General features: G+C 74.3%; 1 protein-coding gene (cut by a window edge). It reads left to right on the plus strand.

Annotated features, from left to right (window positions below; genetic code table 11):
* A protein-coding gene (locus tag ACFSVL_RS11140; protein WP_378303144.1) for a type I polyketide synthase crosses the window boundary here: on the plus strand, nt 1–19,243 show its 5' portion. Its footprint extends 8,714 nt past the window's final position; only the first 19,243 of its 27,957 coding nucleotides appear in the window; its start codon is at nt 1–3; its stop codon lies beyond the right edge, outside the window.

The raw sequence follows: 19,243 nt of genomic DNA on the forward strand, positions 1-19,243 counted from the left end.
ATGGACAACGAACAGAAGCTCAGGGACTATCTCAAGCGGGCCAGTGCCGATCTGCGGCGGTACCGGCAGCGGGTGGGCGAACTCGAAGAAGCCGCCGCCGAGCCGATCGCCGTCGTCGGCATGGGCTGCCGGTTCCCCGGCGGGGTGGCTTCGCCGGAAGACCTGTGGCGGCTGCTGGCGGACGGCGCGGACGGCATCTCGGGTTTCCCGCTCGACCGGGGCTGGGAGCTGGCGGACCAGGGGTTGGGCGCGGCCGGAGCCGGGGCGGGCGGATTCCTCCGCGGCGCCGCCGAATTCGACGCGGACTTCTTCGGGATCTCGCCGCGCGAGGCACTCGCGATGGACCCGCAGCAGCGGGTGCTGCTGGAAACCGCTTGGGAGGCCTTGGAACGGGCCGGGCTCGATCCCGCCGCGGTGCGGGGGAGCCGGACCGGCGTGTTCGTCGGCGCGATGGCCCAGGATTACCGGGTCGGTCCAGGCGAGGGGGCCGAAGGCTTCCAGCTGACCGGCGCCACCACCAGCGTGTTGTCCGGACGGCTGTCCTACACCTTCGGCCTGGTCGGTCCCGCGGTGACAGTGGACACCGCGTGTTCGTCGTCGTTGGTCGCACTGCACTTCGCGACCCAGGCCCTGCGCGCGGACGAGTGTTCGCTGGCGCTGGCCGGCGGCGTCACCGTGATGTCCAGTCCGGCGACCTTCGTCGAGATGAATCGTCAGGGCGGCCTCGCTGCGGACGGCCGCTGCCGTTCGTTTTCCGACGACGCGAGCGGAACCGGATGGTCGGAGGGGGCCGGGGTCCTTGTCCTGGAGCGTCTTTCCGACGCCGAGCGCAATGGGCACGAAGTGCTGGCGGTCGTGCGCGGCTCCGCGGTCAACTCCGACGGCGCGTCGAACGGCCTGACCGCGCCGAACGGCCCTTCGCAGCAACGGGTCATCCGGGAGGCGCTGGTCAACGCGCGGCTCACCGCGGCCGAGGTCGACGTCGTGGACGCGCACGGGACCGGCACGACCCTGGGCGATCCGGTGGAGGCGCAGGCGCTTCTGGCGACGTACGGGCGCGAGCGGGACGCGGCGCGTCCGCTGCTGCTCGGTTCGGTGAAGTCGAATCTCGGCCACACCCAGGCCGCCGCCGGGGTCGCCGGGGTGATCAAGCTGGTGCTGGCGATGCGGCACGGCGTGGTGCCCCGCACGCTGCACGTGGGCACGCCGTCGTCCCATGTGGACTGGACGGCGGGCTCGGTGGAGCTGGTCGCCGAGCAGGTTCCGTGGCCGGAGACCGGCGAACCGCGCCGGGCCGGGATCTCTTCGTTCGGCATCAGCGGCACCAATGCGCACACCATCATCGAGCAGGCTCCGGTCGCCGGGCCCCCGGCGGCGAGGCGCGCCGAGCCCGGCGCGGTGCCGTTGCCGGTGTCCGGCAAGACGGCCGAAGCGCTGCGGGCGCAGGCCGCGAACCTGCTGTCCTTTGTGGACGAGCACCCGGACGCCGAGCTGGCCGATCTGGGGTACTCGCTGGCCACCGCGAGGGCGAGTTTCGAGCACCGCGCGGTGCTGACCGCTCTCGACCGCGAAACGGCGGTGGCCGGGCTGACCGCGCTGGCCGGGGACGGTTCGGCGCCGGGGCTGGTCCGGGGAACCGTCCAGGGCAAGCCGAAACTCGCGTTCTTGTTCACCGGGCAGGGTGCGCAGCGGCTGGGCATGGGCCGGGAGCTCGCCGCGCGTTTCCCGGCGTTCGCCGACGCGCTGGACCTGGTCGCCGCGGCCCTCGACGAGCACCTCGACCGTCCGCTGAAGGACGTGATGTGGGGCGAGCGGGCCGAGGTCCTCGAGCGGACCGAATACGCCCAGCCCGCGTTGTTCGCGGTCGAGGTCGCGCTGTTCCGGCTGCTGGAAAGCTGGGGCTGCACACCGGATTTCCTGATCGGGCATTCGATCGGCGAGCTGGCCGCGGCACACGCGGCCGGGGTCTTCGGCGTCGAAGAAGCGGCCGCGCTGGTGGCCGCCCGCGGCCGCCTGATGCAGGCGCTGCCGGGCACCGGGTCGATGGTCTCGCTGCAGGTGTCGGAGGCCGAAGCGGCCCCGCTCGTCGAGGACCGGGCGGACCTGGTTTCGATCGCCGCGGTCAACGGTCCGGCCTCGGTGGTGGTGTCGGGCGACCGCGAAGCGGTCGAGGAGATCGCGTCGCATTTCGCGGCGCTGGGCCGCAAGACCCGGAAGCTGGCGGTCTCGCACGCGTTCCATTCGCCCGATCTCGACCCGATGCTCGGCGAGTACCGCGAGGTCGTGGCGGGGCTTTCCCCGCAGCCGCCGCTGATCCCGATCGTGTCGACGGTGACCGGCGAGCCGATGACGGCCGAACAAGCCGGCGACGCGGGCTACTGGGCGGATCAGGCCCGCCGCACCGTCCGGTTCGCCGACGGCGTCGGCTGGCTGCACGACCACGGCGGCGAAGTGTTCGTCGAACTCGGCCCGGACGGAGTGCTCTCCGCCATGGTCCAGTCCTGCCTGGACGACGCGGCCGTCTTCCCGGCGCTGCGGGCCGGCCGTCCCGAGGTCCCCGCGATCACGGCGGCGGCGGGCGGCATGCACGCGCACGGCGTCCGGATCGGGTGGGACGCCTTCTTCGCGGGCACCGGCGCCCGCCGGGCGGACTTGCCGACCTACGCCTTCCAGCACCGGCGGTTCTGGCCGAAGGCCCGGGCCGCCGAGGCCGGCGAACTGCGCGCGGCGGGTTTGGGCGCGGCGAGCCATCCGCTGCTCACGGCGGCCGTCGCGCTGGCCGGGCCGGACGGGTTCCTGCTGACCGGCCGCCTTTCCCGGCAGACGCACCCGTGGCTGGCCGACCACGCTGTCGGCGGTGCGGTCCTCCTGCCGGGCACGGCGTTCCTGGAACTGGCGATCCGGGCCGGGGACGAGGTCGGCTGCGAGCGGGTCGAGGAACTCGCCCTCGCCGCGCCGCTGGCGCTGCCCGAGCACGGCGGCGTCCAGGTCCAGGTCTGGGTCGGTCCGCCGGACGAGTCCGGCAGCCGCTCGATCTCCCTCCACTCCCGGCCCGACGACGTCGCCGAGGCGGCCGACCTGCCGTGGGTCCAGCACGCGACTGGACTGCTTTCGGCCGAGCCCGCCGGCGCGGTGCCCGACGAGGACTTCGCCGTCTGGCCGCCGGCCGGTTCGGCGGCGCTCGACCTCGACGGGCATTACGACCGGCTCGCCGGCGTCGGTTTCGAGTACGGGCAGGCATTCCGCGGCCTCACCGCCGCGTGGCGGCGCGGGGACGAGGTCTTCGCCGAGCTGACCCTGCCGGAGGGCGAGGACGCCGAGGCGTTCGGCATTCACCCCGCACTTCTCGATTCCGCTTTGCACGCCTTGGGTTTCGCCGGCGTGACCGGCGGTCTTCCGTTCGCCTGGGAAGGCGTTTCGCTCTACGCCACCGGTGCCTCGGCGGCTCGGGTCAAGATCGCCAAACTGGCCGACGACACCGTCTCCGTCGCGGTGGCCGACGCGGCCGGCGAACCCGTCGCCTTGATCGACACCCTCGTGGTGCGCGCGGCGGACGGCAACGCCGGGTCCTCCGGGGTCGAGCGGGATTCGTTGTTCACCCTCGGCTGGAAGAAAGCGCACACCGGCCAGGCAACGGCACCTGCGTCGATCGGCGTGCTGGGCGAGGACGTCTTCGGCCTGGCCGGCGCCGTTCGCGAAGCGGGCGTCGCCGTCGAGGCCGAACCCGGCCCGGTCTGGTCCGGCGACGCGGTTCCGGAGATTGTGCTGATCCCGTTGCGCGGGAACGGAAGCGAGGTCGCCGCTGAGACGCACCGCTTGGCCGCCGAAGCGTTGAGCCAGGTCCAGGCGTGGCTGGCCGACGAGCGGTTCGAGCAGTCGCGGCTGGTCTTCGTGACCCGCGGAGCCGACCAAGGCGATCTGGCCGCGGCTGCGGTGCGGGGTCTGCTCCGGGCTTGCCAGAACGAGCATCCCGGCCGATTCGTCCTGCTCGACCTCGACCCGGAGACGACTTCGGCGGCCGGGTTCGTCCCGGCGCTGGCGGTGGCCGAACCGCAGGTGATGATCCGCGACGGCGTCGTGCTGCGGGCCCGCCTGGCCCGCGTTTCCCCGGTGGCGCCGGAAGAAACACCGTGGAGCGCGGACGGCACCGTCCTCGTCACCGGGAGCGCGGACGGTCTCGGCGGCGTCTTCGCCCGGCATCTCGTTGCCGCGCACGGCGTTCGTCGCCTCCTGCTGCTGAGCCGCCGGGGCACCGCCGCCCCGGGCGCCGCCGAACTCGTGGCCGAACTGGCCCGACAGGGTGCCGAACTCGCCGTCGTCGCCTGCGACGTCGCCGACCGCGCCGCCATCGCCGAGGTGCTGGCGTCGGTTCCGGCCGAACACCCGTTGACCGGCGTGCTGCACACCGCGGGAGTGCTCGACGACGGCGTTGTCTCAGCGCTCACGCCAGAGCGTCTCGACGTCGTTCTGACGCCGAAGGTCGACGCTGCCTGGAATCTGCACGAACTGACGCGCGCGCTCCCGCTCACCGCGTTCGTCGTCTTTTCCTCGGTCGCCGGCACCTTCGGTGCCGCCGGGCAGGCGAACTACGCGGCTGCCAACGCCTTCCTCGACGCACTTGCCGCGCACCGTCGCGGTGCGGGCCTGCCCGGAGTCTCGCTGGCCTGGGGCCCGTGGGCCGGGTCCGGCGGGATGACCGCCGCACTGACCGACGCCGACCTGGAGCGCCTGGCGCGGGCGGGTACGCCGCCGATCTCCGCGGAGCAGGGCGTTTCGCTGTTCGACGCAGCGCTGTCGGCGCCGGAAGCGCTGGTGCTGCCGGTCCGGTTCGACCTGGGCGCGCTGCGGGCGATCGGCGACGTGCCGCCGCTGCTGCGCGGGCTCGTCAGGACCTCCGGCCGCCGCGCCGTGGTCGCCGGTGCCGGCCCGGCGTCCGCGCTGGTCCAGCGGCTTGCCCGGCTCACCGCGGCCGAGCGCGCCGACACGGTGCTGGACCTGGTGCGCACCGAGGTCGCCGCGACCCTGGGGCACGCCGGAGCCGCCGCCGTCGATCCCGGCCGCGCGTTCGCCGACCTCGGTTTCGACTCCCTGACGGCCGTCGAGCTGCGCAATCGGCTCAGCCGCGTCACCGGCCTCCGCGCTTCGGCCACGGTGGTCTTCGACTACCCGACCGCGCACGCGCTGGCCGCGCACGTGCTCGCCGAGCTGACGGATCCGGACTCCGCGTCCGGTGCCCCGTCCGACGGCCGCCCGCGCCCGCCGCTCGCCGATGACCCGATCGCGATCGTGGGCATGAGCTGCCGGTATCCCGGCGGGGTGGCTTCGCCGGAAGACCTGTGGCGGCTCGTGCGCGAAGGCGCCGACGCCGTCTCGGGCTTCCCGGTGAACCGCGGCTGGGACCTGGGCTCGCTCTATCACCCGGACCCGGACCATCCGGGCACGACCTACACGCGGTCCGGCGGTTTCCTGCACGACGCCGGCGCATTCGACCCGGGCTTCTTCGGCATGAGCCCGCGCGAGGCGATGGCGACCGACGCGCAGCAGCGGTTGCTGCTGGAGGCTTCGTGGGAGGCGGTCGAGCGCGCCGGGATCGATCCGGTGTCGTTGCGCGGCAGCCAGACCGGCGTGTTCGCCGGGGTGATGTACAACGACTACGGCGCGGTGCTGGCCGGCGGCGGGTTCGAAGGGTTCCAGGGGAGCGGGACCTCGCCGAGCGTGGCGTCCGGGCGCGTTTCCTACACGCTGGGGCTGGAAGGCCCGGCGGTCACCGTCGACACCGCGTGCTCGTCGTCGCTGGTCGCGATGCACTGGGCGATGCAGGCGCTGCGCGCGGGGGAGTGTTCGCTGGCGCTCGCGGGCGGTGTGACGGTGATGTCGACGCCGGCCGCGCTGATCGAATTCGCGCGGCAGCGCGGGCTTTCCCCCGACGGCCGCTGCAAGTCCTTTTCGGACTCCGCCGACGGCGTCGGCTGGGCCGAAGGGGTCGGCGTCCTCGTCCTGGAGCGTCTTTCCGACGCCCGGCGCAACGGGCACGAGGTGCTGGCGGTCGTGCGCGGCTCCGCGGTGAACTCCGACGGCGCGTCGAACGGCCTGACCGCGCCGAACGGCCCGGCACAGCAACGGGTGATCCGTCAGGCACTGGCAAGTGCCGGGCTGTCGGCTTCGGACGTCGACGCGGTGGAGGCGCACGGCACCGGCACCCGCCTCGGCGACCCGATCGAGGCGCAGGCGCTGCTGGCCACCTACGGCCGGGACCGGGACGGACAACGGCCGCTGCTGCTGGGCTCGGTGAAGTCCAACCTCGGCCACACCCAGGCGGCGGCCGGGGCGGCAGGCGTCATCAAGATGGTGCTGGCGATGCGCCACGGGGTGCTGCCGCGGACGCTGCACGCCGGCGTTCCTTCGTCCGAAGTGGACTGGACGGCCGGCGCGGTCGAGCTGGTGTCGGAGGAGACCGCGTGGCCGGACGCCGGCCGTCCGCGCCGCGCCGGGATCTCGTCGTTCGGGATCAGCGGGACCAACGCGCACCTGATCGTCGAGGAAGCCCCCGCCGTCGTGCGGCCGGAGCGGCCCGGCGGCGAGCCGGTCCTGCCGTGGCTGGTGTCCGGAAAGACCCGGGAAGCGCTGCGTGCGCAGGCCGCCGCGCTCAAGTCCGCCGTGGAGTCCGATCCGGAGCTGCACCCGGCCGATGTCGCGCTGTCGCTGGCCACCACCCGCACGGCGTTCGACCGGCGTGCGGCAGTCGTCGGCGCGGACCGCGACGAGTTGCTGGCCGGGCTGGCCGCGCTGAGTTCGGACGCGTCGGCGCGCGGGCTGGTCGAAGGCGAGGCGGGCGGCGGGTCCAAGCCCGCGCTGCTCTTCGCCGGGCAGGGCAGCCAGCGGCCGGGCATGGGACGGGCGCTCGCGGCACGGTTCCCGGTGTTCGCCGCGGCACTCGGCGAGATCGCCGCGCAGTTCGGCGATTCCCTCGAGCGGCCGTTGCCCGAGATTCTTTTCGCCGCGGAAGGCACTGCCGAAGCGGAGCTGCTGAACCGCACGGACTGGACCCAGCCGGCGCTGTTCGCGTTCGAGGTCGCGCTCTTCCGGCTGCTGGAGTCCTGGGGCGTCCGGCCCGCCGCGGTCGCGGGCCACTCGATCGGCGAGCTGGCCGCGGCACATGTCGCCGGAGTGTTTTCGCTGGCCGACGCCTGCGCGCTGGTCGCGGCCAGGGCGAAGCTGATGGCGGCATTGCCGGCCGGTCGCGGCGCGATGGCGTCGCTGCGGGCCGGAGCGGACGAGGTCGGCCCGCTGCTGGCCGACGGGGTGTCGCTGGCGGCGGTCAACGGACCCGCCTCGGTGGTCGTCTCCGGCGACGAAGACGCGGTGCTCGCGCTCGCCGCCCGCTTCGGCGAACGCGGCCGCAAGACCAAGCGCCTGAAGGTGAGCCATGCGTTCCACTCCTCGCACATGGACGCGATGCTCGACGAGTTCCGCGCGGTCGCGGCGGGACTGTCCTATGCGGACCCGGAGCTTCCGCTGGTGTCCAATGTGACCGGTGGGTTCGGCACCGCCGAGCAGATGTGCTCCCCGGATTACTGGGTCGAGCACGTGCGTGCCACCGTGCGGTTCGCCGACGGCGTCCGCACGCTGCGGGACTCGGGCCTGACCACGTTCTTCGAACTCGGCCCGGACGGTGTGCTCTCCGCGATGGCCGAGGAGGTGCTGGCCGGCGAGACCGATCCGGAGGCCGAAGCCGTGCCGGCCCGGCGGGGGGACCGGCCGGAAGAACTCGCGCTGGCCGATGCGCTGGCGCGCCTGCACGTCCGCGGCATCGCACTCGACTGGTCCGCGTTTTTCGCCGGCTCCGGCGCGCGCAAGGCCGATCTTCCGACCTATGCCTTCCAGCACGAGGTCTACTGGCCGGAGAACGTCCCGGCGGCCGCCGGGACGGACCCGGCCGACGAACGGTTGTGGGCTGCCGTCGAACGCGGCGACGCCGATCGGCTCGCGGCGCTGCTGGGCCTGCGCGAGGAGCAGCTTTCCGCGCTCGGTTCGGTTTTGCCCGCCTTCGCCTCGTGGCGCCAGGGCGCGCGGGAGCGGTCTCTGCTCGACTCGTGGCGCTACCGCGTCGACTGGAAGCCGCTCCGGCTCCCGGCCGCTCCCGAACTCGGGGGCTCCTGGCTGCTCGTCACCAGCGACCGGACCGGCGACGAGGCCGCCGCGGAAGTCTCCGCCGCGCTCGCCGTGCACGGTGCCGAGGTCTGCCGTTTCGGCATCGGCGAGTCGGGCACCAGCCGCGCCGCGCTCGCTTCCCGGCTCGCCGAAGAAGCAGGGAACGTCACGGGAATCGTCTCGCTGCTCGCCGCGGACGAGCAGGCCGACGACGAGTTCCCGGTGCTCTCCCGCGGCCTGGCGCTGACGATCGCGCTCATCCAGGCGGCCGGAGACGCCGGGCTTGACGCCCCGCTGTGGGCGGTGACCAGAGGAGCCGTCGCGGCCGCGCACGGCGACCCCGGCCCGAGTCCGCGCCAGGCCGCGGTGTGGGGCCTCGGCCGGGTCGCGGCGCTGGAGCATCCGCGGCGCTGGGGCGGCCTGATCGACCTGCCCGCGACGCTGGACGGCGCCGCGGCCCGGGCCACGGCGGGCGTCCTCGCCGGGCTCGACGGCGAGGACCAGGTCGCCGTCCGCTCCGGCGGCGCGTCCGGCCGCCGGCTCGCGAGCCGTCCGGTGGACGAGCCGTCCGGCGAGTTCACCGCCGGCGGCAGCGTGCTGGTGACCGGCGGGACCGGCGCGCTCGGCGCCGAGTGCGCGCGCTGGCTCGCCGGCAGCGGTGCGGAAAACCTGATCCTGCTCAGCCGCCGCGGCGAGGACGCGCCCGGCGCGGCCGACCTGCGCGGCGAACTGGCGGCGTTGGGCGCGCGCGTCGACATCGTGTCCTGCGACATCGCCGATCGGGAGAGCCTGGCGGCGGCGCTGGACCGGATCCCGGCCGAGCACCCGCTCACCGGCGTGGTGCACGCCGCGGGCGCCGGCCAGTTGTCGCCGCTGGACGAGACCGATGTCGAAACCTTCGCCGGGATCATGTCGGCCAAGGTGTCCGGCGCGGTCAACCTCGACGACCTGCTCGGCGAGACCGCACTCGACTTCTTCGTGCTCTTCTCCTCGATCGCCGGGGTGTGGGGCAGCGGCGGCCAGAGTGCCTACGCGGCGGGGAACGCCTGTCTCGACGCGCTCGCCGAACAGCGGCGATCTCGCGGCCTGGCCGCGACGTCGATCGCCTGGGGACCGTGGGCCGGCGGCGGGATGGCCGCCGCCGACGCGGTTTCCGGCGATCTCGCCCGCCAAGGGCTTTCCCCGCTGCCTCCCGAAGCCGCGATCGCCGAACTCCGGCGCGCGGTGGCACAACAGGACGTCGCGGTGACCGTCGCCGACGTCGACTGGGCGCGGTACTTCCCGGTCTTCGTCTCGGGGCGGCCCAGCCCGTTGCTCGGCGACCTGCCCGAAGCCCGCGCCGCGCTCGACGCCGAACCCGCGGCCGGAGATTCCGCGTTCGCAGCTCGCCTGCGCGCGGCGGCGGAGCCCGAACAGCACCGGCTGCTGCTCGAACTCGTCCGCACCGAAGCGGCCGTGGTGCTCGGGCACGGATCTGCCGAGGCCGTCCCGGAGCGGCAGCCGTTCCGCGACGCCGGGTTCGACTCGATGACAGCGGTGGAACTGCGCAAGCGGCTGGCCAGGGCGACCGGCCTGGCCCTGCCTGCCACACTGGCCTTCGACTACCCGAACCCGGCCGCGCTGGCCGCGTTCCTGCGCGCCGAGGCGCTCGGAGCCAGCGACGCCGGTGCGATCGAGCGGACCGCCGCCCCGCTCGACGACGACCCGATCGTCATCGTCGGCATGAGCTGCCGCTTCCCGGGCGGTGTCCGCTCGCCCGAGCAGTTGTGGGATCTCGTGTCCGAGGGCGGCGACGCGATCACCGGCTTCCCCGCCGACCGGGGCTGGGACGGCGAGGGCCTCTACGACCCGGACCCGGACCGGCCGGGCAGGACCTACTCGACCCAGGGCGGGTTCCTGCACGACGCGGCCGGGTTCGACCCCGGGTTCTTCGGGATCTCCCCGCGCGAGGCGCTGGCGATGGACCCGCAGCAGCGGCTCCTGCTGGAGACCGCGTGGGAGGCCTTCGAACGGGCCGGGATCGACCCGGAAACCCTCCGCGGCAGCGACACCGGCACGTTCGTCGGCGCCAGCTACCAGGACTACGGCGCCGGTGCGGATCTCGGCGGGTCCGAGGGCATGATGGTCACCGGGACCAGCCCGAGCGTCCTGTCCGGTCGCCTGGCCTATTCGTTCGGGCTGGAAGGCCCCGCGGTCACCGTCGACACCGCGTGCTCGTCTTCGCTGGTGGCGCTGCATCTCGCCTGCCGGTCGCTGCGCAGCGGCGAAAGCTCGCTGGCGCTGGCCGGCGGCGCGCACGTGATGGCCAGCCCCGGTCCGTTCATCGCCTTCAGCAGGCAGCGGGCGATCGCCGCCGACGGCCGCACCAAGGCGTTCGGCGACGGCGCGGACGGCATGATCCTCGCCGAGGGGGTCGGGCTGGTGCTGGTGGAGCGGCTCTCCGACGCGCGCCGCAACGGGCATCCGGTGCTGGCGGCGGTACGGGGCTCGGCGGTCAACTCCGACGGCGCGTCGAACGGCCTGACCGCGCCGAACGGGCCGTCGCAGCAGCGCGTCATCCGGCAGGCGCTGGCCGGCGCGGGTCTGTCCGCCTCGGACATCGACGCGGTCGAGGGCCACGGCACCGGCACCGCGCTGGGCGATCCGATCGAGGCGCAGGCGCTGCAGGCGACCTACGGCCGCGACCGCGACCCGGCGCGCCCGCTGCTGCTCGGCTCGATCAAGACCAACATCGGGCACACGCAGTCGGCGGCCGGGGTCGCGAGCGTGATCAAGATGGTACTGGCGATGCGCCACGGAATGCTGCCGAGCACGCGGAACGCCGAAACCCCGTCGACGCGCATCGACTGGTCGCCGGGCACGATCTCGCTGCTCTCCGAAGCGGCGGAATGGCCGGAGACCGGCCGCCCGCGCCGCTGCGCGGTGTCCTCGTTCGGCATCAGCGGCACCAACGCGCACACGATTCTCGAACACGTCCCGGAAGCGGTTCCCGCCGAGGTCCCGGCGGCGCCCGCCGCCCCGTCCCGGGTCGTCCCGCTGGTGCTGTCGGCGAAATCCCCGGCCGCGCTGCGGGGACAGGCCGCGGCGCTGAAGTCCGCGATGGACGCCCCGCTGGCCGACCTCGGCTATTCGCTGGTGACCTCGCGCACGCTCTTCGACCACCGCGCGGTGGTCCTCGGCGCCGACCGCGCCGGGGCGGGGGCGGCGCTGGAGGCATGGAGCCGGGGCGGTTCCGCGGCCGAAGTCGTGAGCGGGATCGCCGACGTCGGGGGCCGCACGGTCTTCGTGTTCCCCGGCCAGGGTTCGCAGTGGGCCGGAATGGGCGCCCGCCTGATGGACGAGTCGCCCGTCTTCGCCGCGCGCGTCGCCGAGTGCGCGGCCGCGTTGTCGCCGTTCGTCGAGTGGTCGTTGCCCGAGGTGCTGCGCCAGGCCGACGGGGCGCCGGCGCTCGACCGCGTCGACGTCGTCCAGCCCGCCACGTGGGCGGTGATGGTTTCGCTGGCGGAGCTGTGGCGTTCGCACGGGGTCGAGCCCGCCGCCGTGGCGGGCCACTCGCAGGGCGAGATCGCCGCCGCCGTCGTGGCGGGCGCGCTGTCGCTGTCCGACGGCGCGCGGATCGTCGCGCTGCGCAGCCAGGCGATCGGCCGCACCCTGGCCGGCCGCGGCGCCATGCTGTCGGTCGCCCTGCCGGTCGACGACGTCGAAGCGCGGCTTTCCGGTCGTGGCGCGGAAATCTCGGTCGCGGCGGTCAACGGGCCGAACTCGGTCGTCGTGGCCGGAGCGCCCGAACCGCTCGACACGCTGTTCGACGAGCTGACCGCGGAAGAGATCCGGGTGCGCCGGATCGCCGTGGACTACGCGTCGCACTCCGCACAGGTCGAACTGCTCGAAGCGGAGCTTCTGCGGGTGCTGGCCGAGGTCCGCCCGCGGGCCGCCGAGGTGCCGTTCTTCTCGACGGTGACCGGCGACTGGCTCGACACCGCCGCGCTGGACGCGGGCTACTGGTACCGCAATCTCCGCCAGCGGGTCCGGTTCGCGCCCGCGATCGCCGAGCTGATCGCCCAGGGCTACCGCGCGTTCGTCGAAGCCAGCCCGCATCCGGTGCTGACCGCCCCGGTGCAGGACATCGCGGACGCGGCCGGGGTGAAGGCGGTGGCCGCCGGATCGCTGCGCCGCGACCAGGGCACCGCGAGCCGGTTCCTGGCTTCGCTGGCCGAGGTCTTCGTGCGCGGGGTGCGGGTCGACTGGCCGGACCTGTTCGCCGGAGCCCGTCGCGTCGAGCTGCCGACCTACGCGTTCCAACGGGAGAACTTCTACGCCGTCGCGGCCGAGCGGCCTGCCGAGTCCACAGTGGACTCCGCCGACGCGGAGCTGTGGAACGCCCTCGAGGAGGAGGACGTCGAGTCGCTGAGCGCGCGGCTGGACGTCGACGGCGCGTCGCTGGCCGCTGTGCTTCCCGCGCTGTCCTCGTGGCGCCGCAAGCGCCAGGAGCTGTCCACAGTGGACTCTTGGCGTTACCGCGCGGTCTGGAGGCCGGTCAAGGCCGGGTCCCCGGCCGTGCTGTCCGGGACCTGGCTGGTGGTGTCGGCCGAAGGCGTCGACGACGCCGAAATCACCGCAACGCTGGAAAATCACGGTGCACGGGCCGAACGACTGGTGCTGGACGAGCAGGCGGGCGACCGCGCGGTACTGGCCGGCCGCCTGGCTGCGTTCGCCGAGGTGTCCGGGGTGGTCTCGACGCTGGCTTTCGCGGAACAGCCGAGCGAACGCCACCCCGAACTCGCGCTCGGCCTGGCGCTGAGCGTCACGCTGATCCAGGCACTCGGCGACGCCGGACTCGACGCTCCGCTGTGGGGTCTCACCCGCGGCGCGGTCGCCACCGGCCGCGCGGACCGGGCGCCCCATCCGCCGCAGGCGCAGGTGCTCGGCCTCGGCTGGACCGCGGCGGTCGAGGCTCCGCACCGCTGGGGCGGCGTCGTCGACCTCCCGGAGCGCCTCGACGAGCGCGGCGCCCGGCGGCTGGCGGCCGTGCTGGCCGGGACGACCGGCGAGGACCAGCTCGCGATCCGCTCGTCGGGCGTGCTCGCCCGGAGGGTGGTTCCCGCCCCGGCCGGCGAACCGGACCCGGCCCGCGCGTGGCGCCCGCGCGGCACCACGCTGGTCACCGGCGGCACCGGCACCCTGGCCAAGCATCTGGCGCGCTGGCTGGCCGAACAGGGCGCCGAGCACATCGTGCTCGCCAGCAGGCGCGGGATCGAAGCGCCCGGCGCGCCCGGACTCCTGGCCGAGCTGACCGGTCTCGGCGCCGAGGCGGAAATCGTCGCCTGCGACGTGGCCGACCGCGCCTCGGTCGCCGGGCTGCTGGACGGGCTGAAGTCCGCCGGCCGGACCGTGCGCACCGTCGTGCACACCGCCGCGGTCATCGAACTCGCCTCGATCGAGGACACCGACCTGGCGGCGTTCGCGCGGGTCGTGCGGGCGAAGGTGCTGGGCGCGCGGCACCTCGACGAACTGCTGGCAGGCGAAGACCTCGACGCGTTCGTGCTCTACTCGTCGACCGCGGGGCTGTGGGGGAGCGGGCAGCACGCCGCTTACGTGGCCGGGAACGCCTACCTGGCCGCGCTGGCGGAGAACCGCCGCGCCCGCGGGCTCCCGGCGACCTCGATCTCGTGGGGCATCTGGGCCGATGACCGGGAACTCGGCCGGGTCGACCCCGGGCAGATCCGCCGCAGCGGCCTGGTGTTCATGGAGCCCGCGCTCGCGCTGTCCGGGCTCCGGCGCGCGCTGGAGGCGGCCGACCCGGCGGTCGCGATCGCCGACATCGACTGGGCGCGGTACCACCCCGTCTACACCTCGGTCCGGCCGACGGAGCTGTTCGCCGAGGTGCCCCAGGTGCGCCGGCTCGCCGCCGCGGCGGAGGCCACGGCCGTCGCCGGGGACGGCGAGTTCGCCGCCGGCCTGCGGGCGCTGCCCGCCGCCGAACAGGATCGCGCGCTGCTCGACCTCGTCCGTGCGGAAGCGGCGACGGTGCTGGGGCACGAGTCCGCCGGCGCGCTCGCCGAGCGGCGGGCGTTCCGCGACGCCGGGTTCGACTCGCTGACCGCGGTGGATCTGCGCAACCGGCTGGCCGCCGCCACCGGGCTGGCGCTGCCCAGCACGATGGTGTTCGACTACCCGAGCCCGGTCGCGCTCGCCGGGTTCCTGCGCTCGCGGATCGGCGGCGCGCCGTCGGCGGCGGCCGCGCCGGCCGCGGCAGGCGCGCGGACCGGCGAGCCGATCGCGATCATCGGGATGAGCTGCCGCTTCCCGGGCGGGGTGAATTCCCCGGAGGACCTGTGGGACCTGGTCGCCCGCGGCGCGGACGTCATCTCCGGCTTCCCCGCCGACCGCGGCTGGGACGAGGACGCGCTGTTCGACCCCGATCCGGACCGCCCTGGCAAGACCTACTCGACCCGGGGCGGGTTCTTGACCGACGTCGCCGGATTCGACCCCGGTTTCTTCGGCATCTCGCCGCGGGAGGCGCTGGCGATGGACCCGCAGCAGCGGATCCTGCTGGAAACGGCGTGGGAGGCCTTCGAACGGGCCGGGATCGATCCCGCCGCCCTGCGCGGGAGCCGGACCGGCACGTTCATCGGCGCCAGCTACCAGGACTACGACGCCGTCGGCGAGAGCGCCGCGGAAAGCTCCGAAGGGCACCTGGTCACCGGCACGCTGCCGAGCATCCTCTCCGGCCGGGTGTCGTATCTGCTCGGGCTGGAAGGCCCTGCGGTCACGCTGGACACCGCGTGCTCGTCCTCGCTGGTGGCGCTGCATCTGGCCTGCCAGTCCGTGCGCAGCGGCGAAAGCTCGCTCGCGCTGGCGGGCGGGGTCAGCGTGATGGCCACGCCCAACGCGTTCGTCGGCTTCAGCAGGCAGCGCGCGATGGCCGCCGACGGCCGCTGCAAGGCCTACTCGGACTCGGCGGACGGCATGAGCCTCGCCGAGGGGGCCGGACTGGTGCTCGTCGAGCGGTTGTCCGACGCGGAGCGCAACGGACACCAGGTGCTGGCCGTGGTGCGGGGTTCGGCGGTCAACTCCGACGGCGCGTCCAACGGCCTCACCGCGCCGAACGGCCCGTCCCAGCAACGGGTGATCCGCGAGGCGCTGGCCAACTCGGGGCTCGCCGCTTCGGAGGTCGACGTCCTCGAAGGACACGGCACCGGCACCGCGCTCGGCGACCCGATCGAAGCGCAGGCGATCCTCGCGACCTACGGGCAGGACCGCGAGCGTCCGCTGCTGCTGGGCTCGGTGAAGTCGAACATCGGGCACACGCAGATGGCCTCCGGGGTGGCGAGCGTGATCAAGACCGTGGCGGCGCTGCGGCACGGGGTGGTCCCGAAAACCCTGCACGCCGACGTGCCTTCGTCGCATGTGGACTGGTCCGCGGGCGCGGTCCGGCTGCTGACCGAACAGGTCGAATGGCCCGGCACCGGCCGTCCGCGCCGGGCCGGGATCTCGTCGTTCGGGCTGAGTGGCACCAACGTGCACACCGTGCTGGAACAGGTGCCCGCGACCGGCGTCCCCGCCGGCGAACCCGTCGAGGGCGCGGTGCCGGTCCTGCTGTCCGGGCGGACCGAGCAGGCGCTGCGCGCGCAGGCCGCCCAGGTGCTGTCGCTGGTGGAGAATCGGCCTGACGTGCACCTGACCGATCTCGCGTTCTCACTGGCCACCTCGCGCTCGAGCTTTGAACGCCGCGCCGCCGTGGTGGCGGGCGAGCACGGCGAACTGATCCGGGGCTTGACCGCGCTGCGCGACGGCCTCCCGGCGAGCGGCCTCGTCCAGGGCTCTCCGGTCGCCGGCCGCGTCGCGTTCCTGTTCACCGGACAGGGCAGCCAGCGGCCCGGCATGGGCAGCGAACTGTACGAGCGGTTCGAGGTTTACGCCGAGGCTTTCGACGCCGCGGCGGCGTGCTTCGACCTCGAGCTGGACCGCCCGCTGCGGGAAATCGTCTTCGCCGGGGCAGGCACCCCCGAGGCCGATCTGCTGAACACCACCGCCTACACCCAGCCGGCGCTGTTCGCGCTGGAAGTCGCCCTGTTCCGCCTTGTCGAGTCGTGGGGGATCCGGCCCGATCGCGTCGCGGGCCACTCGATCGGGGAGATCGCCGCCGCGCATGTCGCCGGGGTTTTCTCGCTGGAAGACGCCTGCGCGCTGGTGGCCGCCCGCGGCCGGCTGATGCAGGCGCTGCCCGAGGGCGGGGCGATGGTCTCGCTGGAGGCGAGCGAGGACGAGGTCGCGCCGCACCTGACGGCGGGAGTCTCGATCGCCGCGATCAACGGACCGGCGTCGCTGGTCGTCTCCGGCGACGAACAAGACGTCCTGGCCGTCGCCGCGCGGTTCGAAGCGGGCGGCCGCAAGTGCAAGCGGCTCGCGGTGAGCCACGCTTTCCATTCGCCCCGCGTGGATCCGATGCTGGGCCAGTTCGCGCTCGCCGCCGCCGGGCTCGCCTGCCGCGCGCCGGAGATCCCGCTGGTGTCCACCGTGACGGGCGCTCTCGCGACCGCCGAGCAGCTGCGCGATCCGCGGTACTGGACCGCGCACGCCCGCGCCACCGTGCGGTTCGCCGACGGCGTCGCGGCACTGGCCGCGGACGGGGTCGCCGTGTTCGTCGAACTGGGCCCGGACAGTGTTCTTTCCGGTGCGGCGGAACAGGTTCTGGGCGAGGAGTCCGACGCCGTGCTGGTGCCGGCGCTGCGCCGCGACCGGCCCGAGGCCGCGACGCTCGCCGCCGCGCTGGGCCGGCTGCACGTCCACGGCGCCGAACCGGACTGGACCGCGTTCTTCGCCGGTTCGCGGGCCCGCCGGATCGACCTGCCGACCTACCCGTTCCAGCACGAGCGGTTCTGGCCCGAGCCCGGCGAACCCGGGGCCGCCGGCGGCGCGGACCCGGCCGATGCGGAGTTCTGGGCCGCCGTCGACCGCGCCGATGTCGGTTCGCTGGCCTCGGAACTGGACCTCGACGAGGCCACGATCACCGCGATGGCACCCGCGCTGTCGGCCTGGCGCCGCCGCAGGCAGGACCAGTCCACTGTGGACGAATGGTGCTACCGGGCGGTCTGGAGGCCGGCGCCGTCCGTCGCGGAGCGGCCGGAACCGGCTGGTGCCTGGCTGGTCGTGACCGCCCCGGGCATCGACGAAGCGTGGCTCGAGACCGTCGTCGGCGGACTCGGCGCCGATACCGTCCGGCTCGCGGTGACCGAGCCCGGCCGCTCCGCGCTCGCCGGCCGGCTGCGCGAGTGCGGCACCGGTTTCGCCGGGGTGCTTTCCCTGCTGGCCGTGGAGAACGGTGCCGCCGCGGTGCCGGCCGGGCTGCCGCTCACCGCGGCTTTGGTCCAGGCACTCGGCGACGCCGGGATCGACGCGCCGCTGTGGTGCCTCACTCGCGCCGCGGTGGCCGTCGGGCGTTCCGAGCAGGTCGCCGATTCCGCCCAGGCGGGTCTGTGGGGCTTCGGCCGGGTGGTCGCGCTCGAACATCCCGACCGCTGGGGCGGTCTGGTCGACCTGCCCGCCGACCTCGGCCACGCCACCGCCCGGCGGCTGCCGGGCGTGCTGGCCGGCGCCGAGGACCAGGTGGCGGTCCGTGCTTCCGGAACCTTCGTGCGCAGGCTGGTCCGCCGGCCGTCCGGCGGTCGCGGGACCGGGGCGTACACGCCGTCCGGCACCGTGCTCGTGACCGGCGGCACCGGCGCGCTCGGCGGACACGTCGCCCGGTGGCTCGCCGGCGCCGGGGCCGAGCACGTGGTGCTGCTCAGCCGTCGCGGACCGGACGCTCCCGGCGCCGCCGAACTGCGCGCCGAACTCGCCGGCTCCGGCGCCGAGGTCACGATCGTGGCCTGCGACGCGGCGGACCGGGAGGCGCTGGCCGAGGTCTTCGACCGCTTCCCGGTCAGCGCGGTGTTCCACGCCGCCGGAATCGTCGAGGACGCCGTCGTCGAGGCGCTGACCCCGGAGAAGTTCACCGCGGTCTGGCGGTCGAAAGCGGGTGCGGCGCAAGCACTGGACGAACTGACCAGGGACCGGGAGCTGTCCGCGTTCGTGCTCTTCTCGTCGGTGTCGGGCACGCTCGGTTCGCCCGGCCAAGGCAATTACGCCGCGGCGAACGCGGCGCTGGACGCACTGGCCGAACAGCGCCGCTCGGCCGGGCGCACGGCGACCTCGATCGCCTGGGGTCCGTGGGCGGACGGCGGAATGGCGGCCGGCGGGCCGTCGCTGGGCAGCCGGCTTCGGCGCGGCGGCTTCGGCCTGCTGCCGCCGGAGCTGGCGGTCTCGGCGCTGCGGCGGGCGATCGAACTCGGCGACCCGGCAGTGGCCGTGGCGGACATCGAGTGGCCGCGGTTCGCCGGGGCCTTCGCGAAACTCCGGGCGAACCCGTCGCTGTCGGACCTGCCCGAACTCAGGCGGCTGGGCGCGGCGGCGCCGGAGGAGGACGAATCCGGGCTGCGCGGCCGCCTCGCCGGGCTGCCGGCGGGCGAGCGCTCCGGCGCGCTGCTCGACCTCGTGCGCGGCCAGGTCGCCGCGGTGCTCGGCTACGCCGACGCCGCCGCGGTCGAGCCCGACCGGGCGTTCAAGGACCTCGGTTTCGACTCGCTGACGACGGTCGAACTGCGCAACGCCCTGTCGGCGGGCACCGGCCTCAAGCTCGCCGCGTCGATGATCTACGACTACCCGAACACCGCCGAACTGGCGGAGTTCCTGCTCGCGGAACTGCTCGGGACGATCACCGAGCCGGTCGAGCCGGTCTCCGCCGGCGGCGCGGCGGCCGACGACCCGATCGCGATCGTCGGCATCGGCTGCCGTTTCCCCGGGGGCGTCTCGTCGCCGGAAGACCTCTGGCAGATGCTCGCCGAAGGCCGGGACGGCATTTCGCCGTTCCCCGCGGATCGCGGCTGGGACCTCGAAGCGCTCGCCGGCGGCGCGTCCGACACCCGCGAAGGCGGATTCCTCAGCGGGGTCGCCGATTTCGACGCCGCGTTCTTCGGCATTTCGCCGCGCGAGGCGCTGGCGATGGATCCGCAGCAGCGGCTGCTGCTCGAAACCAGCTGGGAAGCGCTCG

The sequence above is a fragment of the Amycolatopsis silviterrae genome (genome assembly GCF_042684085.1).
Classification (GTDB): domain Bacteria; phylum Actinomycetota; class Actinomycetes; order Mycobacteriales; family Pseudonocardiaceae; genus Amycolatopsis; species Amycolatopsis silviterrae.